This window comes from Actinoallomurus oryzae (genome assembly GCF_039541955.1).
Classification (GTDB): Bacteria; Actinomycetota; Actinomycetes; order Streptosporangiales; family Streptosporangiaceae; genus Actinoallomurus; species Actinoallomurus oryzae.
Genome location: NZ_BAABHF010000041.1, coordinates 26,225 through 47,426, shown reverse-complemented (window position 1 = coordinate 47,426; position 21,202 = coordinate 26,225). Strand labels below are relative to the sequence as shown.

The following is a 21,202-nucleotide window of genomic DNA, read 5'->3' as shown; positions in this document are numbered from 1 at the left end:
TGCCAGATGGGCTTTCGCCCGGCGGGGGATCGGCGACGGCGCCTACTCGCGGGTGCAGAGAAATTTAGCCGCAGTCTCGATAGTGACCAGTTCTGGGTAGTCGTCCTCGTCGATGCGGCGGCCGGCGCGGTCGCTGAGGGCTTCGACGAAGTTGAGGAAGTCCAAGGAGTCGAGTTCCAGGCGTTCACGCAGGTCATCGTCGGGCCTGAGCTCGTTGAGCACGGGCCCCGGGGCGATCTCCTGCAGGGCTTCTTCGATCATTTCCTGCGCTTCGTCGGGTGTCATCGCAACTCCTCGGGTCGCTGTAGCAGCCGGGCGACGGTCTGCAGGTAGCGACCGCCGGTGTATCCGTCGGTGGCGCGATGGTCGGCCGCGAGGGTGGCGGTGACCATTGGGCGGACGCCGATGAGTCCGTCGACCGCACAGGGCCGTTTCACGGTGGTGCCGAAGCCGACCAGGGCGACCTGCGGTGGGTAGATCACGCCGTGGACGAACTCGACACCCTGGTCGCCCAGGTTGGTGACGGTGATGGTGGCGTTGGTCAGCTCCGAACCGCGGAGCCGCCCGGACCGGGTACGGCTCACCAGGTCGCGCAGGGCCGTCATGAGTTCGGTGAGGCTCAGCTGGTCGGCGTCCCGAATGGCCGGTGCCATCAGCCCGCCGCCACGCAGCGAGATTGCCACGCCCAGGTGTACGCCGTCGCCGGGTACGAAGTCCCCGGCGGCCCAGAAACCGTTAAGCCGCGGAAACTCCCGCAGCGCCACGGCGGCCGCCTTGAGCAGTAGCGCGGATGGGATGAGCCGCTCGCGGACCGGTAGGCGCCGGTTGTGCTCGTGCATCCATTCCAGGGCGTACGTCAGGTCGATGGTGTTGCCCAGGTAGTAGTGCGGGATCTCGCGTTTGGATCTGGCCATGGCGCGGGCGATCGCCTGGCGCATGTCGGCCTGCCGCTCCTCCGCGTCGACCGGCTTGGACGGCGGCACGGCGACGACTGGTGCGGGTTCCGCCGGTGCCGCTGGAGTGATCTCGGCGGGCACGGCTTCTGCGGGCCGTTCGGCCGTCCTTCGGACGTCTTCGGCTCGTACGGCGCCGCCGATGCCGGTACCGCGTACGGTGGCCAAGTCCGTGCCGAGTTCGGCGGCCAGGCGGCGGGCGAGGGGCGAGGCCTTGATGCGTGTGGGGCCGGCGGCGGCACGCTCGACGTCCTCGCGGGTGATCACACCAGATGGACCGGTGCCCCGGATGCTGCTGAGCGAGACATTGTGCCGGTGGGCGAGGCGTCGCACGAGCGGTGACTCGACGTGCGGAGGCTCGGTTTCCGCTGGAGGGGCGGGGGCTGCGGGCGGGGGTTCGCGGCCGGCGCCGGTGGGCCGTTCGACGGGCCCGCCGGCCGGCGTCGCGGCGGGTTGCTCGGTGCTGATGGTGGCCAGGACGGTGCCGACGGGAACGCGTTGTCCCGGTTCGATGAGAAGCTCTCCGACCGTGCCGGTGTCGAAGCATTCGACCTCGACGGTGGACTTGTCGGTCTCGACGACCGCGATGATATCGCCCTTGGATACGTGGTCACCCGGCCGGACGAGCCACTGTGACACGGTGCCCGCGTCCATATCGGCGCCGAGAGAGGGCATGCGGAACTCAGCCACCGTCGCCCACCGCCCGCCGTACGGCGGCGAGGACGTCCTCGACCTGGGGGATCGCCGCGTCTTCCAGGTGCTTGGCGTACGGGATGGGGACCTCGGCGGTGCAGACGCGCTCGATCGGTGAGTCCAGGTCGTAGAAGGCCTGTTCGACGATCCGGGCGGTGATCTCCGCCGACAGGCTGCCCGAACGCCAGCCCTCGTCGACGAGCACGACGCGATGTGTCCGCCGGACCGAGTCCATGATCGTCTCGTCGTCGAGCGGCCGCAGCGTGCGCAGATCGATGACTTCGGCCTCGATCCCGTCACTGGACAGCTCCTCGGCTGCCATCAGCGCTTTGCCGAGGGTGCCGCCGTAGGCGATGACGCTGACGTGTGAACCGGGACGGCGTACCGCCGCACGAGCGATGTCGGCGGTTCCCGCGTCCGTCGCCAGTTCGCCGGAGGTGTTGTAGAGCCCGCCGTGCTCGAAGATCAGTACGGGATCGGGGTCCTCCAGCGCGGCCCACAGCATGCCGCGGGCGTCATCGAGCGTTGCCGGAGCCACGATCCGCAGGCCGGGGATGTGCGCGTACCAGCCTTCGAGGCTGTGGGAATGCTGGGCGGCGAGTTGGCGGCCCGCGCCGGTGGTCATGCGGATCACCAGCGGCACCCCGATCTGCCCGCCGGACATGTGCAGCAGCGTGGCCGCGTTGTTAAGGATCTGGTCGAGGGCGAGCAGGCTGAAGTTGACCGTCATGATCTCGACGATCGGCCGCATTCCCGCGATGGCCGCGCCGATGCCGGCGCCGACGAAGGCCGATTCCGACAGCGGGGTGTCCCGGATCCGGTCCGGGCCGAACTCCTCGAGCAGGCCGAGGCTCACCGCGAAACATCCGCCGTAGCGGCCGACGTCCTCGCCCATGAGGAAGACACGGTCATCCCGCCGTAGCGCCTCGCGTAGCGCCTCGCGCATGGCCTCCCGGTAGGTGGTCTTCACCGGTTCGTTCACGGTGGCCCGCCTCCCGGGGAGCCCGGGCTGTAGACGAAGCGGGTCAGGCTCTCGACCGGCTCCAGCTCTCCCGCCTCGGCGAATTCGATCGCATCGGAGATCTCGCCGGCCACCTCCTTGTCGATCACGGTCATCTCGTCGCTGGAGATCTTCTCCCGCCGCACCAGCGCGTCGATCGGGTCGCGGCGCTTCCACTCCTCGATCTCCGCCCTGTCCCGATAGCGGTCGGGGTCGTACATCGAGTGGGCGCGGAACCGGTAGGTGCGCAGCTCCAGGAAGTGGGGGCCGCCTCCTTCGCGTACGGCCTCGGCGGCGTGCGAGGCCGTCTCCTCGACGGCGAGGACGTCCATGCCGTCGACGGGCCAGGCAGGCATCTCGTACGTCGAGGCCCGCATCGCCAGGTCGGTCTGCTTGTGCTCGATCGCCAGCGCGGTGCCCATGGCGTACAGGTTGTTCTCGCAGCAGAACAGGACGGGCAGCTCCCACAGCGCGGCCAGGTTGAGGCATTCGTGGAATTCGCCTTCGGCGACCGCGCCGTCGCCGAAGAAGCACGCCGTAACGCGCTGCTCCCCGCGCATCCGGTCGGCCAGGGCCAGGCCGATCGCGAGCGGCAGGCCGCCGCCGACGATGGCGTTGCCTCCGTAGAAGCGCCGCTCGGTGTCGAACAGGTGCATCGATCCGCCCCGGCCGTGGCTGCAACCGTTCATTCGGCCGTACATCTCGGCCATGATCGAGGAGGCGGGTATACCGCGGACCAGCGCGTGGCCGTGCTCACGGTAGGTGGAGACCACCTTGTCCCCGGGAGTGAGCGCCTGCAACGCGCCGACCGCCACGGCTTCCTCGCCGATGTACAGATGGAGGAAACCGCGGATCTTGGCCGCGCTGTACAGCTCCACGCACTTCTCCTCGAAGCGGCGGATGCGCAACATCTGGCGCAACAGTTCCCGGCGATGTTCGGCCAGGGCGTTCTTGGCGCGAGTCATGACGATCTCTCAAGCGTCGACACGTCGCCCTCCGGCAGGCCCAGCTCCCGGGCCTTCAGCAGGCGGCGCATCACCTTGCCGCTACGCGTGTGCGGCAGATTCTGGTCGAACGTGATCTCCCGGGCCGCCACGGCGCCGAGCCGTCGCCGGCCGAACGCGATCAGCTCACGTCGCAGCTCTGCGCTCGGCTCATGGCCCGGTTTGAGCGCCACGAAGGCCTTGACGATCTCGCCCGCCACCGGATCGGGCTTGCCGATGACGCCCGCCTCGGCCACTGCGGGATGTTCCATCAGCGTGCTCTCGACTTCGAACGGGCCGATCAGATGGCCGGCTGACTTGATCACATCGTCCGCCCGCGCGACGAACCAGAAGTAGCCGTCCTTATCGACCCTGACGACGTCGCCGGTGAGATACCACCCACCGGCGAACGCCTTCGCGTACCGCTCCTCCTCGTGCAGATAGCCCCGGAACATCGACGGCCATCCAGGCCGCAGCGCCAGCTCGCCCTCGCCGCGGTCGACCACCTGGACCCGGCCTCGTGTCACGCGAGCCCCAGGGCACACAAGGCGTTCGCGAATCGATTGGTCAGCCGACGAAGATCCTCATACGTCAGTTCCGTGACACGGTCGTTCTGGCCCACACAGCGCAATGCCACGACGTTTCCGCCCGAGCCCAGCGCATGCCGGTCGACGGCTTCATAGGCGATGTTGAGGCCACGACCGCCCGGCAGCCCGGACAACTCTCCCCGGGCCCGCTCCCAGGAGAACTCCCGCCTGGCCGCCTCATAGTCGGCCAGATTCGGCGGTGATCCCGATGCCCCCTGTTTACGGATCGGCTCGAACTCCACGGCGATGCCTCCGTTTCATCACTTCGACATCCACGTTCACCGACGTCGCTTCCGCACGCCAGGGCCGTTCGGCGTCGCCTCGGACACCGAAGGTCCTTGCGGTCGGCCGCGTCACGGGCGGTAGACGCGGCCCTCGACTCCCCACTCCCCGTACGGGGGGTTCCTGGCCCGCGTCGATCGCGCGAATCACCGGCCGGCCGATGTGCGCGAACACCAGCCGTCCCACGCCATGCCGGCGCGCCTGGTCCGCGGTCGCCGAGACCGCCGCGTGGCCGCCGACCCCGCGGGCGAACCGGATCGGCCGCCGCCATCCCGCGGCGTCCGCGAACATCAGATCGGCTCCTCGCGCCCACCCCGGGAACTCCCAGAACTCCGGCGCCCACACCACACGCCGCCCGCTCACCTGAACCAGGTAACCGAACGTGGGGTGCGAGGTGTGGACCACCGGCAGCGGCTCGACCACCAGACCACCCGCGTGGAAGTCCTTGATCACTGGTTCCACGTTCAGCCCGCGGCCGTACCGTCGGATCTGCGGCATCAGTTCCGCCCGGGCGTCGCAGACCAGCCAGAGGTCCACCGGCGGGGCGGGCACGCTCGCGCCTCCACCGTCCAGCATGACCCGGTGGCGCTGATGGGTCACCAGGAGCCCGGCAGGCCGATACCGGGGCGAGTTCATCGCCCCGACCCCGATGAGAGTGAACTCCGCAGCCACGAGACCGATATGCCCCGATCGGCTGCGCCGGGACTTTCGGCCACGGCCGGGATGCGCTGTCGGTCCTTTCGGACAGGACTTCGGCCTCATGCCCGGCGGCGCGGCGGCGGCCTATCGTCCGGTTGAGTGACTAGGAAGGAGCTCATATGAGGCGCCGAACCGTGAACGATGTGATGACCAGAGGGGTCGTGAGTGCGTACCGAGGCGCGTGCTTCAAGGACATCGTCCAGGTCATGATCAAACGCGGTATCGCGGCGATGCCGGTGATCGATGAAGGCAATCGCGTGGCCGGTGTCGTCTCCGAGTCCGATCTGCTCGCCAAGGAGGAACACAAGAACGGCGGGAAGCGGCGTTGGTTCGGTAGACGCCGCGACCGGTCGTGGGCGAAAGCTCAGGCGTTGACCGCCGAGGACCTGATGAGCTCACCGGCGATCACTGTTCATCCCGAGGCGACGATCGTGGAGGCGGCTAGGCTGCTCGATGCGCACCACATCAAACGCATGCCCGTGACCGACGATCAGAACCGTCTCGTCGGGATCGTCAGCCGCCGCGACCTGCTGAGCGTCTTCACCCGTACCGACGAGGAGATCCGCGACGAGGTCCGGCACGAGGTCTTCGCCCTGGCCGACCCCACGCAGGTCTCGGTCCAGGTCCGTCACGGCGTCATCACACTCACCGGCACGATGCCGCAAACAGATCTAATCCCGATCGTCGTACGGCTGGCCGCCGCCACGGATGGAGTCGTTGGCGTGATCGACGAGCTGAACCGCGATATGGCCGGCGCCGAACCGTAACCTCACCGCGATCGCGCCGTCACTCGGAGTGCACGACGCGGACGACTCCGGGAACGGTCCGGGCGATGACGTCGGCGATCCGCGCCGACCGCTCATCGGCGTCCCCGGACAGCTCGACGATGCCGTCGTGCACGGCCACCCGCGCGGTGATCGTCTCGGCCGACAGGTCCCGCAGAGCCGCGACCACGTCGTCGCGGATCCGTTCGTCGCCGTACGCCAGGATGCCCATCAGATCGCGCCGGCTGACGATGCCGACCAGCTCAGAGCCGCTCATGACGGGAACGCTCTTCACCCCGGTCGTCATCATCAGCTCGACGAGATCCAGAACATCGTCGTTCTCGCGTACGGTCCGCACGTTCGGCGTCATGACCTCGGCGACGATCGCCGGCGGTGGCGACTCCGGCGCGGCGGCGGGACGGGCATAGGCACGCGGATCGGCCTCGAACTGCCCACGCAGCAGATCCATTTCACTGACGATCCCGACCATCCGATCTTCGTCGTCCAGCACCGGCGCGGCCGTGATGTCACGCTCGTACAGCACGTGGACGGCCTGCTTCACCGTCTGCTCCGCCGGGAGGGTCACCACCGGGGTGGTCATCACCTCACGCACCAGCATGCCGATCACCTCCAGAATCCCATCGCACCGCGCCGCCGCCCTGCCCGGCAGAGGCCAAAGGTCCCGCGGCGACCGATGCGGCACCATCGAGACTCGCCGAAGGCCGACTCGATCGACGATCGGTGCCCTGGGGATGAGGACCAAGGGCCCTGTCAGGGCTCGGACGCGTATGCGTACATTTCATGTACGGCGGAAGGAATGGTCATCGCGATGATCGCTGAGCGGCGGCATCCACTTCGCGGACACGACGTTGACGAACGGTTGGAGGCGGCATGACGGCGCTCGAGAAACGCTCGGTAGCCGAAATGATGTCAACCTCGGTGCTTGCTGTCACTCCCGACGAGTCTATCCTCATGGCTTGGGAACTCATGACACAAGGCCATTACCATCATCTCCCTGTGATCGATTCCGACGGGCACTGCGTCGGCATTCTAATGACGGAAACTCTCGCCAGGAACTGGCCGGTCGGTGGCCCGGACCAAGTGCGGCACCCAGTTAAGGATCTGCTGACAGGGGCGCCGCCGCCCGGCGTGAACCCAGACGATCCGATAGCCGTCGCGGCCCATAGGATGTTGCATGGGGAGACAGATGTCGTTCCTGTTGTCAACGATGACGGCCGGCTCGTCGGCCTGCTCACCGCCACAGATCTGATCGCCGCTCTTGCCGGCGAAAAGGAACCGTGCCAAAAAACTTCGGCAGTGACACCGTCTTTGTTCCGTCTGGAGCCGGTGCCTCAGCAGCCGGTACCGTGAGCGTATTTAGTTATCCGTTCGGTGCTTGGAGATGCTCTCGGTGTTCGATGCGGGCGGTAGGTCCGGGGAACACCAATGACTCGTGGTCATCATCGAGCCAGCGCACGACATACGGAGGTGTACCGTCCGCATGACGCAGGGCGACGATGAGCCCTGATCGGCGTCGGTCGCCCAGATTGGTGCCCTCGATCACCAGCCAGTCTCCTACCTTGGCCTTCACGTTTCCTCCCCGAATACGGCTGAACAGGCGCTCCTGGGGCGGGCGGGTCATCGGGGCGGCGTTACTGCGACCGGACACGGAGCCGCGAACAGCGCGGCCTGTGTCACCGGTCCCAGACGATTCGCCGGCACCGAGCCGACCCCGCGACTCCCGAGTACGAGCAGGACCGCGCCCCTCGCCATCTCGTTCACCGCCCTCTGCGGCCGTTCGTTCATGAACTCGGTCGTGACCGCGACCTCCGGATAGCGCGTTGTCCAGGGCTGCAGGCATTCCTCGAAGCGTTCCTTGGCCGCGTACCGCATGGTCTCGGTGTCGGTGAACGGCAGGCGATTCGGCCCTGGCAACGCCGAGGTGTCCCACCAGGCGCACAGTGCCGTGACCGAGCCACCGCGCAGTTCGGCCTCGGCGAAGGCGAAGGCCAGGGCTGCCTGGCTCGCGGGGGAGCCGTCCACGCCGACCGTGACCCGTACGCCGTTCTGGCGGGTGGGGGGCAGGGTCGGGCGCACCACGATGACGGGCCGGTCCGTGTGCGCGGGAACCTGCATGGCACCCGATCCGACTTGGAGATCCTCGAAACCACCGTGCCCCCGTGAGCCCAGGACGACCAGTTCCGCGTCCTGAGCGGCCTCCAGTATCACCGCCGCGGACGTCCCCTTCGCCAGGTGGGTTCGGACCTCCAGCCCTTCGGTGAGCTCGTGGACACGGTCCACGCCGGCTGCCAGGACGGTGGCGCCGACGTTCTCGACCTGATCCAGAATTTCCCGCGCAAGCGGATGGAACGGATAGGGCCAATGCCAGGCGTGGCAGAGCACGAGCGGCAGATCACGCAGCTGCGCCTCCTCGGCCCCCCAGCGCAATGCCTGTTCCGCTCCCGGTGATCCGTCGTATCCGACCACCACCGGACGCCTGCCGTCGAGATCGTCCACCCCTCATCTCCCTTCGGCCGGGGCGCCTACCGGACGGCCGCTGCGGGCCGGCTCGGGGATTCGGCGTCGTGGCCGCGTTCGAGCGGATGATCGATACCTGCCTTGCGGGCTTCCCGCTCGATGAACTGGGACACCGCCCGTACGCTGTCGAGGAACTGGGCCGGGAAGACGATTGTGGAGTTCTTCTCCACGGCGATCTCGCCGAGGATCTGCAGGTTCCGCAGTTGCAGAGCGACAGGGTGATCGGCGATGACGTCTGCGGCTTCGGCGAGCCTGTCCGCGCTGAGCGCTTCGCCTTCCGCCGCGATGATCTTCGCTCTCTTCTCCCGTTCCGCCTCGGCCTGCCGTGCCATCGCCCGTTGCATGGGCGCCGGCAGCTCAATGTCCTTCAGCTCCACGAGCAGCACGTACACGCCCCACTGCCGCGTGATGCGTTCCAGGATGTCCTTGATCGACTCGTTCAGGCTCTCGGTATCGGTCAGCACCTGGTCCAGCAGGGAACGACCGACCACGTTCCGGACGGTGGTCTGCGCGATCTGCCCGACCGCGACCTGGACATTCTCGATCTCCACGATCGACTTCACCGGGTCCACCCGGCGGAAGTAGGCCACTGCCGCGACGCCGATCGAGACGTTGTCCCTGGTGATGATCTGCTGCGACTGGATCGGCATGGTGACCGTGCGCATGCTCACCTTCCGCATCCGGTCCACCAGTGGGATCATGAACCGCAGACCGGGCTCGCGAACGTTCCGCACCTTGCCGAGCCGGAACACAACCCCCCGCTCGTACTGGCGGACGATTGCCACGCCAAGATTGGCCATGGGAACCACCTCTCACACGCCTGAGCGCCGCCGCCGCGCATGCGCCGTCAGCTCTTCGCGGCTCCCGCGGACGCGGGCCGGCCTGCCGTCGCGGGCACGGGCGGGGACGGCAGTGGCGTCCAGCGGTTGGCGATGCGGGCTTGGATCTGCGGCATCGTGGTGTACTCCAGGTCCTCCAGCGGGAGCCGGTGCGGCTCGAAGGGGCCGTGCCTGCGCAGGTAGTCCATGGCGAGGTTCGCCTGGTGGCGGGCCTCGTCGAAGGACGGATCGGCGAACAGGTCACGTGGCCCGACCAGCCGACCGTCATGGATCTGGAAGCCCAGCGCCACGACCCGCGGCGGTCCGTCGAACCGTGCCGGGTGCGCGTGGCCGACAGATACCGGCATGAACGGCGCATGGTGGGAACCGCGCATGCTGCCACCCACGGTGAACGGGAACGCGAACGGCTCCAGGACCTCGCCGAGGGCCGGCAGCCCGGACTGGGCCCGTACGATCATCACAGGGTCGTCCTTGCCGACGTACTTGCCGGCGATCAGCGACAGCCGCTGCGTGCTCGTGGCCGCGGCGGTCTCGCCGAGCGTCTTGGAGCGGACGCTGTGCACGACGTACCGGGCCGGCGCGCCGATGTACATCAGCATGTCGTACAGCTCGGCCGGGCAGTCGAAGCAGATCCACTTCTCCTCGAACAGGTCATAGACCTCGAAGACGAACCCGGCATGCATCTTCGCGTCGATCACCAACCCCGCGGTGTTGAACGGGTCGGCGAACATCTTGTACAGCGGGTAGTTCCACGCTCCCGGCTCGGTCTTGTCGGCCAGGAAGCACACGACCGGCTCAGAGGGCCGTTCGTCGAACTCCAGTTCCGCATAGCCGGGTCCCATGCCGCGCAGGTTGCCGGAGAACGCGTCCGACAGCAGGTCCTGACCCGCGCCGTACAAGCCGAGCTCACGGGCCACGCCCGTGGTCGTCTGGAACGTGTCCCACGCGAAGGAATGGATCAGTTGGCTGTCGGCACCATAACGATGCGTCATGATCAACGACACGTCGTCGCCGCAGGAGGCGACGTGGCCGTCGATCAACAACTCGCTCCGTACGGCCCGATCCATCGCGTGCCGGGCCGCCGCCATCATGTCCGGATGAACCGCCGAATGACCGACGAACCCGCCGGTGTCGGCCTTGATGATGCTCAACGTGATCAAGAAAATCACCCACTCTCCCCTCCACCATCAAGACCGACGATGGCACGCCACGGGCAGAGGCCCACGTCCCATCGGCATGGGGACCTTCGACTCCGCGACCACAACGCCGTCTGCGGTGGGTCAGCCCGCCTTAACCTGCTGTACGGCCATCCACCAGTTCGCGGCTGCGCTCGGGTTCTCGTAGGCGAGCCAGCGCCTGTTTCTCCAGGCGGGCTACGCGCCTGGCACCCATGCGCATCTGCTTGGCGATCTTCCGGAGCGAGCGCGTCCGGCCGTTGTGCAGGCCGTAGCGCAAGGTGAGGACCATCGCTTCCTCGGGCGGGAGCGTGTCGATCTGCGCGCGCAATTGGTCGACCAGGGACCGGTACTCCGCGACGTCGGAAGCCTCCAGAACTTCGGTGTCGGGGATCAGGTCATGTATCCGTAGCTTCCCGTCTTCGCCGATCGGGGCGTCCAGGCTCACCGTCTCACGGGCGACGCGGCGAAGTTCGCTGAGCCTGCCGGGCGAGATCTCGGCGCGTGCGGCAATCTCCTCGGCCGACGGCTCACGGCCGGTGGCGAACTGGAGCTGGCGTTCGATACGGCCGACCCTGGCCAGCTCCTCGACGACATTGAGCGGGAGGCGGATGCCCCTCGCCTGTTCGGCAAGGCCACGTTCGATCGCTTTGCGGATCCACCACACCGCGTAGGTGGAGAACTTGAAGCCCTTGGAATAGTCGAACTTCTCCACTGCTCTGATCAATCCAAGGTTCCCCTGCTGGATGACATCCAGGAGCGGCAGGCCACGCCTGGAGTGCCGCTTGGCGATCGAGACCACCAGACGGAGATTCGCACGAATCATGTGGTCCTTCGCTTGCCGGCCGTCCCGTACCGCCTCCTGCAGCGCGGTCCGCTGCCGTGCGGACAGGCGGTGCTCGCTGGTGTCGGCCTGGTGCAGCCGCTCGGCCGCCTGCGTGCCCTGCCGAATGCGCCGCCCGAGCTCAACCTCGTCCTCGGCGGTCAACAGCGGGGTGGAGGCGATCTGCGTCAGGTACTGGCGGACAAGGTTCGGTTCCTCGTAGGGCTCTGACGGCTCGGTCCGGTGCATGACCGCACTTGACCGTTCGCCCCGCACCATGATCCCTCAGCCTTCCCGGCAGCCACCAGCCGACAAGACCATCCTCCTGCCGACGTCGTTGCGGCCGGCCCGGCGAAGGTCCCGGTGGCCGGTGACCAAGGGCCGAAGAAGCACCGGAGATAACAGCCGCCGCTGCGAACGTCTGGTCGGGTTCGCGTCGGTGCTATTGGCCGGTGAGGACCTTTGCCTCTATCTGGGCCGTCGGCGTGCGCAGCAGGATCTATGCAAAGTGCCGGTGGCCGACCGGAAGGCCGGAACTGAACATCAGGGGGGCGGAGCTTATGGCAACAGCACGCGACATCATGCACCCCGATGCAAAGTGCGTCGGAGAGCACGAGACGCTCGTCTACGCCGCGCAGCAGATGCGTGACCTTGATATTGGCGCGATGCCGGTCTGCGGTGATGATGATCGACTGCACGGGATCATCACCGACCGTGACATCGTGGTCAAGTGCGTCGCGGCGGGTGGCGATCCGGCGACGACGACTGCGGGCACGCTCGCGCAGGGCACCCCGGTCTTTATCGGTGCGGACGAGGACGCCGGTCAGGTGCTGCACCTGATGGAAGAACATCGGATCAGGCGGCTGCCGGTGATCGACGACCACCGGCTCGTCGGCATGATCAGCGAGGCCGATCTGTCCCGTCATCTTTCCGAGCAGGCCGTCGGTCATTTCGTCGAGGAGGTCTGCGCGAGCGGTTGACGCGGTGGGAAGGCGCGGCTGACTGCGGCGCTGACCAGGCTGGATCGACGTTCCGGAGATGATCGCGTGAGCCCCGGATTCTCGGTACCCGAACGCGAGCCGTTCGGTGATCGGAATGTCGCGGTCGTCCTGGACCTGGTGCGCGGGCTGGCGGCGGAGACACGGCCGTTCGATCCGTGTCCCACGGTGACTCTCGACAGCGTGCTGGAGCGTGAGCTGGGGCTGAGCAGTCTTGAGCTCGCTGAGCTGCTCGTGCGGGCGGAGGAGGTGTTCGGCGTCGCGCTGCCCGCCGAGACGCTGGCCACCGTCCAGACGCCGCGAGACCTGTTGCGTGATGTCGGCGCCGCACCGCACGAGCCCGCTCAGCGCCCCCGACCGCCACCCGTTCCCGGTACTCGGCCGGCCCGCCTGGCGCTGCCGGAGAAGGCCTCGACGCTCGTCGATGCCCTGCGATGGCACGGCGAGATGGTGCCCGACCGCACTCACGTCCGGGTCCTCGACGAGACCGGCGTCGCCGAGGAGGTGACGTACGGGGCGCTGAACCGTGAGGCCGCACGGGCCGCGGCGGGTCTGATCGAGCATGGGCTGGCGGCCGGCGACAAGGTCGCGATCATGTTGCCGACCGGCCGGTCGTACTTCGTGACCTATATGGGTGTGCTCATGGCCGGCGCGATTCCCGTGCCCGTCTACCCGCCCGCCCGGATCTCACAGCTGGCCGAGCATCTACAGCGCCAGTACCGCATCCTGACGAACGCGCAGGCGACCTCGATGGTCACGGTCCCCGAGGCGGTACCCCTCGGGCAGCGTCTGCGGACACGGGTGGTGACCTTGCGTGATGTTCTCGTTCCCGGTGACCTGGACGCCTCTGATGGCGGGCTGCCGACCGCGGACGGCGATGACATCGCGCTGTTGCAGTACACCTCGGGCAGCACGGGACATCCCAAAGGAGTGGTGCTGACCCACCGTGAACTGCTCGCGAACATCCGCGCCATGGGCCGCGCCGAGGCCGCCTTGCCAACGGACACCTTCGTCAGCTGGCTGCCCCTCTACCACGACATGGGCTTGATCGGAGCGTGGCTGAGCAGCATGTACTTCGGGGTGCCGCTGGTGGTGATGCCGCCGCAGATGTTCCTGAGCCGCCCTTCCCGCTGGCTGCGGGCCATCGGTGACCAACGCGGGACGATGTCGGCCGGCCCGAACTTCGCGTACGAGCTGTGTCTGCGTAAGATCGTCGACGCTGAGCTCCAGGGTCTCGATCTGCGTTGCTGGCGGCTGGCGTTCAACGGCGCGGAGCCGGTCAGAGCGGACACGATCGAGCGCTTCGCCGCTCGGTTCGCCGCGTACGGGCTGCGCCCGGAGGCAATCACGCCCGTCTACGGCCTGGCGGAGGCGTGTGTCGGGTTGACCTTTCCGCCGCTGGGCCGTGGCCCGATGATCGATCGCGTCGTACGCGAACGGTTCCTTCGGTCGGGACGCGCGGTCCGTGCGGCAGATGATGATCGTTCGGCGGTGCGCTTCGTCGCGTGTGGCCGGCCGCTGCCCGGATACCAGATACGCGTGGTCGGCGAAACCGGGGGCGAGCTGGCCGATCGCCGAGAAGGACGTATCGAGTTCCGTGGGCCGTCGGCGACCGGCGGCTACCACCGCGACCCGGCCGGCACTCAGGCGCTCCGCCACGGCGACTGGCTCGACACGGGCGACCTCGGCTACCTGGCGGACGGAGAGCTGTACGTCACAGGCCGGGTGAAGGACATCATCATCCGGGCCGGCCGCAATCTTCACCCGGAAGAGATCGAGGCGCTGGTGGGCGGCATTGAGGGCGTCCGCGCGGGGTGCGTGGCGGTGTTCGCCGCGCCCGACCCCGGCACCGGTACCGAACGGCTGGTCGTGCTGGCGGAGACCCGGCAGGCCGATGAGGCGGCACGCGCCGCGCTGCGGACTCGGATCACCGGCGCGGTCGTCGATCTGCTCGGCGCCCCGCCCGACGACGTCGTGCTCACCGCACCGCATATCGTGCCCAAGACCTCCAGCGGCAAGGTCAGCCGCACCGCGGCACGGGCCATGTACCGGCGCGGTACCCTCCGGCGACGCCCCCTGCCCGTCTGGCTACGGGTGCCGTCGCTCGCCTGCGGCTCGATCGGGTACCACGTCCACCGGATGTGCCGGGAGGGGACGGCCGTCGCCTTCGCCGCATACGACTGGCTGCTGGCCATCGCGATATTTCCCGTGGTGCTCGCAGCGCTGGCGGTGATGCCCGGACAGCGGCGACGGCGCAGGGCCGTACGTGCCGGCATCCGCCTGCTGGCCCGACTCACCGGGACGCCGGTCACCGTGGTCGGCGTCGATCGGCTTCCGGCGGGAGCGTGGGTCGCGGTGGCCAACCACGCGAGCTGGCTCGACGGCGCAGCGCTGACGGCCGTACTCCCCGAGTCGTGCTGTTTCGTCGCCGGGGAGATCTACGCCCGGCGTCGGCTCAGCGGCTTCGTCTTGCGGTGTCTGGGCACTGAGTTCGTCGAACGCGTCGACCGGGAAAGCGGTGTCCGCGACACCGCCCGGCTCACCGCGGCCCTCAGACGCGGACAGCGCCTGGTCATGTTCCCCGAAGGACGCCTGACCGCGGCTCCCCGGCTCCGTGCGTTCCATATGGGCGCCTTCGTCAGCGCGGCACGCGCCGGGGTGCCGGTGGTGCCGGTCACCATCCAGGGCACCCGGTCGATCCTGTGCCCTGGCCGGTGCTTTCCCCGGCATGGTGCCGTCCGCGTCACTGTCGAGTCGCCCATCCGGCCGGAAGGTACGGGCTGGGCCGCGGCGGTTCAGGCCCGGCAGGCTGCTCAGGCGGCGATCGCGCACCGGTCCGGCATCCGGTGACCGCGACACTGCGGTCACCGTCATGGCTGACACCCATTCCCGCGGTCGTTCACAGGCCAGCGGCGGATTGGGCGACCTCGGCGTTGGCGAGCTGTACGAGGCGGTGGCCCAGATCGATGAGCGCCCGGCCCGCGGCCAGCTCGTCGCCGATCTCCGGTACGGCACGGTCTCGCGGATTCCGCCGGGCGTGGCCGCTTCCCTCGATCGTCATGCCGTTCATCGTGGTGAGCGTGGCACGTACATGGGTGTTCTTGCCGTCCTCACCGATGTTGATCTGCACACTCCACTGTTTGGTCTTCATGGCATTTCATCTCCGTTCTCAGCGCGCTCGCGTTCGGCGCCGGCGACGTTCTGTTTGACGGTGAGGAAGCTGTCCGGGGTGACTGAGATGGAGTCGATGCCCGCCTGAACGAGGATGCGGGCGAAGTCGGGGTCGTCGCTGGGCCGTTGCCCGCATAGTCCGACCTTGCGGTGCTGGGCGTGGGCCGTGGCGATGAGGTGCTGGATGCTGCGAGTGACGGCCGGGTTCCGTTCGTCGAACAGCTGGGCCAAGGCGGCGGAGTCGCGGTCGACACCGAGCGTGAGCTGAGTGAGGTCGTTGCTTCCGATGGAAAAGCCGTCGAAGCGCTCGGCGAACAGCTCGGCCAGGATGATGTTCGCGGGGATCTCGGCCATGACGTAGACCTCCAGGCCGTCCCGGCCTCGCGTCAGACCGTGTTCGCTCATCGTCTGGAGAACCTGGTCGGCCTCCTCGACGGTGCGGCAGAAGGGGATCATGACGATCACGTTCCGCAGCCCCATGTCCTCGCGGACGCGTCGGATGGCGCGGCATTCCAGGGCGAATCCGTCGCGGTAGCCGTCGCTGTAGTAGCGGCTGGCGCCGCGCCAGCCGATCATCGGGTTCTCTTCGGTCGGCTCATAGGCCTCGCCGCCGACGAGCTTCGCGTACTCGTTGGTCTTGAAGTCGCTCATCCGGACGATCACCGGATCGGGCCACCGGGAGGCGGCGATGCGGGCGACGCCGTGGGCGAGGCGTTCGACGAAGTATTCGGGCTTGTCGTCATAGCCGCGGGTCAGTTCCGCGATCTGCCGCCGGACCGTTTCGTCGGTCTGAGCGAAGTGGATCAGCGCCATCGGGTGGATCTTGACGTGGTTGTTGACGACGAACTCGATGCGGGCCAGGCCGACGCCGTCGGCGGGCAGACGCCACCACCGGAACGCCGCCGCCGGGTTCGCCAGGTTGAGCATCACCCGGGTATGCGTGTCAGGGACGTCGGCCAGGTCGAGTTCGCGTTCTTCGTAATCGAGGATGCCTGCGTAGACGGTGCCCGTGTCGCCTTCGGCGCAGGAGACGGTGACCTGCTGCCCGTCGGTGAGCGTGTCGGTGGCGTTCGTGGTGCCGACGATGGCGGGGACGCCGAGTTCGCGGCTGACGATGGCGGCGTGCGAGGTGCGGCCGCCATGGTCGGTGACGATGGCGGCGGCCCGCTTCATGATGGGCTCCCAGTCGGGGTCGGTGATCTCGGTGACCAGCACGGCACCGGGAGTGAACCGGTCTATCTCGGCGGCGCTGCGCAGGACGCATACCGACCCGGTGGCGATGGCGTCGCCGATCGCGAGCCCGCTCGTGAGCGGCTCGCCGCCGGTACGCAGCCGGTAGGAGCGCAACAGGGCGGCCTCGCGGCGTGCCTGGACCGTCTCGGGTCGGGCCTGGACGACGAACAGCGCGCCGGTGCGTCCGTCTTTGGCCCATTTCATGTCCATGGCCACGCCGTAGTGGCCTTCGATGGCGGTGGCCCACCGGGCGAGCGTCAGGATCTCCTCGTCGTCGAGCACATAGGTGGCACGTTCGGCATCGTCGGTGTCGACCATCCGTGTGCGTGCGCCCGACGAGCCGTCGGCGTAGATGATCTTGCATTGCTTGCGTCCGCAGGTCCGGGACAGGATCGGGTGTCGGCTGGACTCGTCCAGCAACGGCTTGAAAACCAGGTACTCATCCGGATCGACCATCCCGCCGACGACCGTCTCACCCAACCCCCACGAGGCGTTGATCAGCACCGTGCGCGGGAAGCCGGTCTCGGTGTCGATCGAGAACATCACACCCGCGCCGGCCAGGTCGGAGCGGACCATCTGCTGGACGCCGACGGACAACGCCACCTTCAAATGATCGAAGCCGAGGTCCTCGCGATAGTGGATGGCGCGATCGGTGAACAGGGAGGCATAACAGCGCTTGCAGGCGGCGAGCAGGTCCTGTTCTCCGTGGACGCCCAGGAAGCTTTCCTGCTGTCCGGCGAAGCTGGCCTCGGGCAGGTCCTCGGCGGTCGCGCTGCTGCGCACCGCGACGTCGGGATCGGTACGGCCCAGCGCCGCGCCGAGCGCGCGGTATGCGCCGGTGACGGCTCGGGCGACACCGGCGGGAAGGTCGGCCGCGACCATCGCCTGCCGGATGGTCCAGCCCACTTCGGCCAGATCTACGCCGTGATGCAACCGGGCGACCTGCTCGGCGATGACCTCGCGCAGGCCGCCCATCGAGAGGAACTCCCGGTAAGCGTCCGCGGTCGTGGCGAATCCGCAGGGGACTTGGACACCGGCCTTCCCCAGGTTATTGATCAGCTCGCCCAGCGATGCGTTCTTGCCGCCGACCACGCCGACATCCCCTCGACCGAGGTCGGGGAACCAGATCACGAAGTCGTCCGTACGTGTCACGATCGTCTCCCTCCGGCGACGGGCCGGCTGGTCATCGGATATTTCAGGGGCGGCTCGCCGGCTGCGGAGCGCGAGCGAGATGGTCGACGAACCATTCGCGCGCGAGGTCGGCGACCGCATCGAGGGCCCCGGGCTCCTCGAACAGGTGGGTGGCGCCCGGCACGAGGGCGAGCCGGTTCTCGCACCGCAGCCGGGCCTGCGCCCAGCGGTTCAGCTCGAGCACCACTTCGTCATGGCCACCGACGATGAGCAGGGTCGGGACGCCCACCTCGGCCAGACGGGGTGCGGCCAGGTCGGGACGGCCGCCGCGGGAGACGACGGCGGCGACACCGGCGTCCGGCTCGGCGGCGGCCCACAGCGCCGCGGCGGCACCGGTGCTCGCTCCGAAAAGGCCGACCCGCAGCCCCTGGGCCTCCGGCAGGGTGCGGAGCCACGTGGTGGTGTCGACCAGGCGCCGGGCCAGCAGCTCGATATCGAAGACGTTGGCCCGGTCGACCTCCTCCTCGACGGTCAGCAGGTCGAACAACAGTGTGCCGAGCCCGGCCCGGTTCAACGCCGTGGCGACGAAGCGGTTGCGGGGGCTGTAGCGACTGCTGCCACTGCCGTGGGCGAACAGGACGAACCCATGGGGATCCTCCGGGACGGTCAGGCGCCCGGCCAGCCGTATCGGCCCGGCCCCCACCTCGATCTCCTCATCCCGCGGCAGGACGCTGTCCACGCCGATGGGCCGCCCGGACAGCGCGGCGGCCTGGCGAAGGCAGTCCACGACCTCTTGGTCGGAGGTCTGGGAGAAGTCGGCGTACCACTGCCCGATGGCGAAGAACGGTGTCGGCGTCTCCAGGCAGACCAGCTCATCGGCGTCGCGTCCCAGCCGCTCGGTCCACTCCGGCGGGGCCACCGGGACCGCGAGCACCACACGCGCCGCTCCGTGGGCGCGTGCGACCTGGCAGGCCGCCCGCGCCGTGGACCCGGTGGCGATCCCGTCATCGACCACGACCAACGTCCGTCCCGCCAGCGGTATCCGGACCCGGCCCCCGCGGAACCGCTCGGCGCGGCGCTGCAGCTCGGCGCGTTCGCGTGCCTCGACCATCGCCAGCTCGTCGGCGGAGACATGCGCCAAGCGCACGATTTCCTCGTCGATGACCCGCACGCCGTCCTCACCGATCGCGCCCATTCCCAGCTCCGGCTGGAACGGCACGCCCAGCTTGCGCACCACGATGACGTCCAGCGGCACACCGAGCGTCCGTGCCACCTCGAACGCCACCGGAACACCGCCGCGCGGAAGGCCGAGCACGACCATGTCCTGGCCCCGCAGATGCTCCAGGCGGGTGCCGAGCAGTCGTCCGGCATCAACGCGATCAACGAACATCATGACTTCGCCCCTCCCACCCTCACGTTTCGTCGGAGAAGCCGGTGCGGCCAGGGCCGATGGTCCTCCGTGCGGGTGTCCCTCCGCCTGGTGGCGGCCACATCCGATCGTGACGGAGACGGCGCATGACTCGCCGACCGGCGTGAGGATGGGTGGTTCGTTCGGCGATCGCCGAAGCCGCCATGGTCCCCGCTGGTTGAGGACGTTCGTCCCTGGAGCGGCCCACATAGGCGGGGGAGGGTGGGACTAGGCCTGCGAGACGAGCGAGGGAGCTTGACCGTAAACCTCTGGCGAAGGAGAAATCCGACAAAAGAGGTCTAGGGAAGGGCTGAGAGGCCGAACGGGCACTATGCCTGAACGGCGACCTCCACTACCTGAACCGGATAATGCCGGCGGAGGGAGTTCGCCTCGCAGGTCTTCGCGTGCCGACGGAGACGTAGCAGCCGAGGACACGGCGAGCCCGGCGGGCGACCCGATGACGGAATTGAGTTCGCCGCGGCGGTGAGGGGCAGGGGATGACTGCTCGGATCGTGCCAGGGACCGCGAATCGTCCGCTCGCGGGTGGCGTGGGGGCGGCACTCGGCACTGAGGTGGTGCCGTGTGAGGTGACGCGGTTTCCCGATGGTGAGCTCCGGCCGATCGTCGGCGATGTGCGCGGTGAGGATGTCTATGTCGTGCAGCCGACGGGACCTGCCGTCAACGAGCACCTGGTCGAGCTGCTGCTGTTGCTGGATGCCTGCCGTCGAGGCGGTGCCGGTCGGGTCACCGCGGTCGTCCCGTACTTCGGCTACGCCCGGCAGGACCGGCGTGGCCAAGCCGGCGAGGCGGTCGGTGGCCGTGTGATGGCCGACGTGCTGGCAACGGCGGGGGCACAACGGCTGATCGTCGTGGACCCGCACACGGCGGCGCTGGAGGCGATGTGTGGTGTTCCCGCAGAGATGCTGACGGCCGTTCCCGTCTTGGCCGAGGCGCTCACCGCGATGGCGATCCCGGACGAGGCCATACTCGTGGCTCCCGATCTCGGCGCGGTCAAGCTCGCCGAACACTACGCCGCGTTGCTGCACCGGCCCGTCGCCGTGGTACGCAAGACCCGCCTCACCGGCACGGCCGTACAGGCCGATGAGATCATCGGCACGGTCGAGGGACGTCCCGCCGTGATCGTCGACGACATGATCAGCACAGGCGGAACGATCGAGGCGGCCATCCGTGTCCTCCTTGCCCACGGGGCCACCCCCGACATCGTTGTGGCCGCCACGCACGGCCTGCTGGTGGCGGATGCGGCCGATCGTCTGGGCTGCCTGCCGATTCGCCGCCTTATCGTCACCGACACCGTGATGCCGATCCCGGCACCGGACCTGTCGGTCCAGGTGCGACCGGTGGCGACACTGCTGGCCGAGGCGATCGGCCGTGCGCACCAGAACAAGCCGCTGGATGATCTGATGATGCGCACGTGACCCGTCGCGGCCATCCGGCCTCGTGCTCGCAGGGCCGCAGGAAGGAATAGGAGAACGCTGTGACGAGGGAGGAGTCCGCCGGTCACCGCATCGTGCCGCACACGGCCGATCTGCGGATCGAAGCCTGGGCTCCGACACGTGAACAGTGCATCGCCGAGGCCGTTTACGCGATGGTGGGTGCCTTCACCGACCTCACTTCGACCGTACCGGCCGTGCGCAGGGAGTTCGTCGTCCCGGCGGCACCAGCACAAGATCAGCTCGTCACCGTTCTAAATGAGCTGATCTACCGGATGGACACCGATGACGAGGTTCCCCGGGCCGTCGAGGTACGCCGTAAGGGCGCGGATCTGCAGGTGCTCCTGGCGATGGCAGACACCGCGCGGGTGACCGTCATCGGTGCGGCGCCCAAGGCCGTCACTCGTCGCCGGTTGTCCTTCGGCCCCATCGACACGGGATGGCGCTGCATCGTGACACTCGACGTCTGAGCGC

At 68.3% G+C, this 21,202-nt stretch carries 22 protein-coding genes; 6 read left to right on the top strand and 16 right to left on the bottom strand.

Annotation, left to right across the window (positions count from 1 at the left end):
* Positions 1–42 precede the first annotated feature (42 nt).
* From ABEA10_RS32735 to ABEA10_RS32705, 7 genes are read right to left on the bottom strand one after another with little or no spacing between them, the layout of a single operon-like run.
* On the bottom strand, positions 43–285 hold the full coding sequence (locus tag ABEA10_RS32735) for an acyl carrier protein (RefSeq protein ID WP_345470540.1): 243 nt from the start codon (positions 283–285) through the stop codon (positions 43–45).
* The gene (locus ABEA10_RS32730; protein ID WP_345470538.1) at positions 282–1,643 is read right to left on the bottom strand and encodes a dihydrolipoamide acetyltransferase family protein; all 1,362 of its coding nucleotides are present in this window, start codon (positions 1,641–1,643) and stop codon (positions 282–284) included. Before ABEA10_RS32730 ends, ABEA10_RS32735 begins: the two co-directional genes overlap by 4 nt.
* On the bottom strand, positions 1,636–2,628 hold the full coding sequence (locus ABEA10_RS32725; protein ID WP_345470536.1) for an alpha-ketoacid dehydrogenase subunit beta: 993 nt from the start codon (positions 2,626–2,628) through the stop codon (positions 1,636–1,638). The genes ABEA10_RS32730 and ABEA10_RS32725 overlap by 8 nt, the downstream gene beginning before the upstream one ends.
* Positions 2,625–3,611 (bottom strand): pyruvate dehydrogenase (acetyl-transferring) E1 component subunit alpha, encoded by a 987-nt coding sequence (pdhA, locus tag ABEA10_RS32720; RefSeq protein ID WP_345470534.1) that lies wholly within the window; start codon positions 3,609–3,611, stop codon positions 2,625–2,627. Before pdhA ends, ABEA10_RS32725 begins: the two co-directional genes overlap by 4 nt.
* Positions 3,608–4,135, bottom strand: coding sequence for an AMP-binding enzyme (locus ABEA10_RS32715; RefSeq protein WP_345470533.1), 528 nt, complete (start codon positions 4,133–4,135; stop codon positions 3,608–3,610). The genes pdhA and ABEA10_RS32715 overlap by 4 nt, the downstream gene beginning before the upstream one ends.
* Positions 4,136–4,152: 17 nt before the next feature.
* A complete protein-coding gene (locus tag ABEA10_RS32710; RefSeq protein WP_345470531.1) occupies positions 4,153–4,458 on the bottom strand; it encodes a hypothetical protein in 306 nt (101 codons plus the stop codon).
* Positions 4,436–5,170 carry an MBL fold metallo-hydrolase gene (locus tag ABEA10_RS32705; protein ID WP_345470529.1) on the bottom strand — a complete coding sequence of 245 codons (735 nt, stop codon included), beginning with the start codon at positions 5,168–5,170 and terminating at the stop codon, positions 4,436–4,438. Before ABEA10_RS32705 ends, ABEA10_RS32710 begins: the two co-directional genes overlap by 23 nt.
* Before the next feature lie 146 nt (positions 5,171–5,316).
* On the opposite strand from ABEA10_RS32705, the gene ABEA10_RS32700 reads away from it, so the two are divergent.
* Positions 5,317–5,964, top strand: coding sequence for a CBS domain-containing protein (locus tag ABEA10_RS32700; RefSeq protein WP_345470527.1), 648 nt, complete (start codon positions 5,317–5,319; stop codon positions 5,962–5,964).
* A gap of 19 nt (positions 5,965–5,983) precedes the next feature.
* Here the strand turns inward: ABEA10_RS32700 and ABEA10_RS32695 are convergent, their stop codons facing one another.
* Positions 5,984–6,580 carry a CBS domain-containing protein gene (locus ABEA10_RS32695; RefSeq protein ID WP_345470525.1) on the bottom strand — a complete coding sequence of 199 codons (597 nt, stop codon included), beginning with the start codon at positions 6,578–6,580 and terminating at the stop codon, positions 5,984–5,986.
* 272 nt (positions 6,581–6,852) lie between these two features.
* Between ABEA10_RS32695 and ABEA10_RS32690 the strand changes: the two genes are divergently transcribed.
* A complete protein-coding gene (locus ABEA10_RS32690; RefSeq protein WP_345470523.1) occupies positions 6,853–7,332 on the top strand; it encodes a CBS domain-containing protein in 480 nt (159 codons plus the stop codon).
* Between the two features lie 10 nt (positions 7,333–7,342).
* Here the strand turns inward: ABEA10_RS32690 and ABEA10_RS32685 are convergent, their stop codons facing one another.
* From ABEA10_RS32685 to ABEA10_RS32665, 5 genes are all read right to left on the bottom strand, one after another.
* On the bottom strand, positions 7,343–7,552 hold the full coding sequence (locus ABEA10_RS32685) for a DUF1918 domain-containing protein (protein ID WP_329260964.1): 210 nt from the start codon (positions 7,550–7,552) through the stop codon (positions 7,343–7,345).
* Between the two features lie 47 nt (positions 7,553–7,599).
* A complete protein-coding gene (locus ABEA10_RS32680; RefSeq protein WP_345470519.1) occupies positions 7,600–8,478 on the bottom strand; it encodes a universal stress protein in 879 nt (292 codons plus the stop codon).
* Between the two features lie 26 nt (positions 8,479–8,504).
* Entirely contained in the window at positions 8,505–9,299 is a 795-nt protein-coding gene (locus ABEA10_RS32675) for a slipin family protein (RefSeq protein ID WP_345470517.1), read from the bottom strand.
* Between the two features lie 47 nt (positions 9,300–9,346).
* A complete protein-coding gene (gene fbp / locus ABEA10_RS32670) occupies positions 9,347–10,507 on the bottom strand; it encodes a fructose-1,6-bisphosphate aldolase/phosphatase (protein WP_345470515.1) in 1,161 nt (386 codons plus the stop codon).
* Between the two features lie 121 nt (positions 10,508–10,628).
* Positions 10,629–11,585, bottom strand: coding sequence for a sigma-70 family RNA polymerase sigma factor (locus tag ABEA10_RS32665; protein ID WP_345470513.1), 957 nt, complete (start codon positions 11,583–11,585; stop codon positions 10,629–10,631).
* 311 nt (positions 11,586–11,896) lie between these two features.
* Here ABEA10_RS32665 and ABEA10_RS32660 point away from each other — a divergent pair, with 311 nt between their 5' ends.
* The gene (locus ABEA10_RS32660) at positions 11,897–12,316 is read left to right on the top strand and encodes a CBS domain-containing protein (RefSeq protein ID WP_345470511.1); all 420 of its coding nucleotides are present in this window, start codon (positions 11,897–11,899) and stop codon (positions 12,314–12,316) included.
* A gap of 66 nt (positions 12,317–12,382) precedes the next feature.
* Complete coding sequence (locus tag ABEA10_RS32655) at positions 12,383–15,184, top strand: AMP-binding protein (protein ID WP_345470510.1); 2,802 nt, start codon at positions 12,383–12,385, stop codon at positions 15,182–15,184.
* A gap of 49 nt (positions 15,185–15,233) precedes the next feature.
* Here the strand turns inward: ABEA10_RS32655 and ABEA10_RS32650 are convergent, their stop codons facing one another.
* Genes ABEA10_RS32650 through ABEA10_RS32640 form a run of 3 tightly spaced genes read right to left on the bottom strand, consistent with a single transcriptional unit; the run spans position 15,234 to position 19,262 of the window.
* Positions 15,234–15,485, bottom strand: a complete 252-nt coding sequence (locus ABEA10_RS32650; RefSeq protein ID WP_345470508.1) for a DUF1876 domain-containing protein — start codon at positions 15,483–15,485, stop codon at positions 15,234–15,236.
* Positions 15,482–17,890, bottom strand: a complete 2,409-nt coding sequence (gene ppsA / locus ABEA10_RS32645; protein ID WP_345470507.1) for a phosphoenolpyruvate synthase — start codon at positions 17,888–17,890, stop codon at positions 15,482–15,484. Before ppsA ends, ABEA10_RS32650 begins: the two co-directional genes overlap by 4 nt.
* A gap of 43 nt (positions 17,891–17,933) precedes the next feature.
* Positions 17,934–19,262 (bottom strand): phosphoribosyltransferase family protein, encoded by a 1,329-nt coding sequence (locus ABEA10_RS32640; protein ID WP_345470505.1) that lies wholly within the window; start codon positions 19,260–19,262, stop codon positions 17,934–17,936.
* 512 nt (positions 19,263–19,774) lie between these two features.
* Here ABEA10_RS32640 and ABEA10_RS32635 point away from each other — a divergent pair.
* Together ABEA10_RS32635 and ABEA10_RS32630 are read left to right on the top strand one after the other, a co-directional pair.
* Positions 19,775–20,713: a ribose-phosphate diphosphokinase gene (locus ABEA10_RS32635; protein WP_345470503.1), complete on the top strand. Its 939-nt coding sequence runs from the start codon at positions 19,775–19,777 to the stop codon at positions 20,711–20,713.
* Between the two features lie 59 nt (positions 20,714–20,772).
* A complete protein-coding gene (locus ABEA10_RS32630; protein ID WP_345470501.1) occupies positions 20,773–21,198 on the top strand; it encodes an archease in 426 nt (141 codons plus the stop codon).
* Positions 21,199–21,202 lie beyond the last annotated feature (4 nt).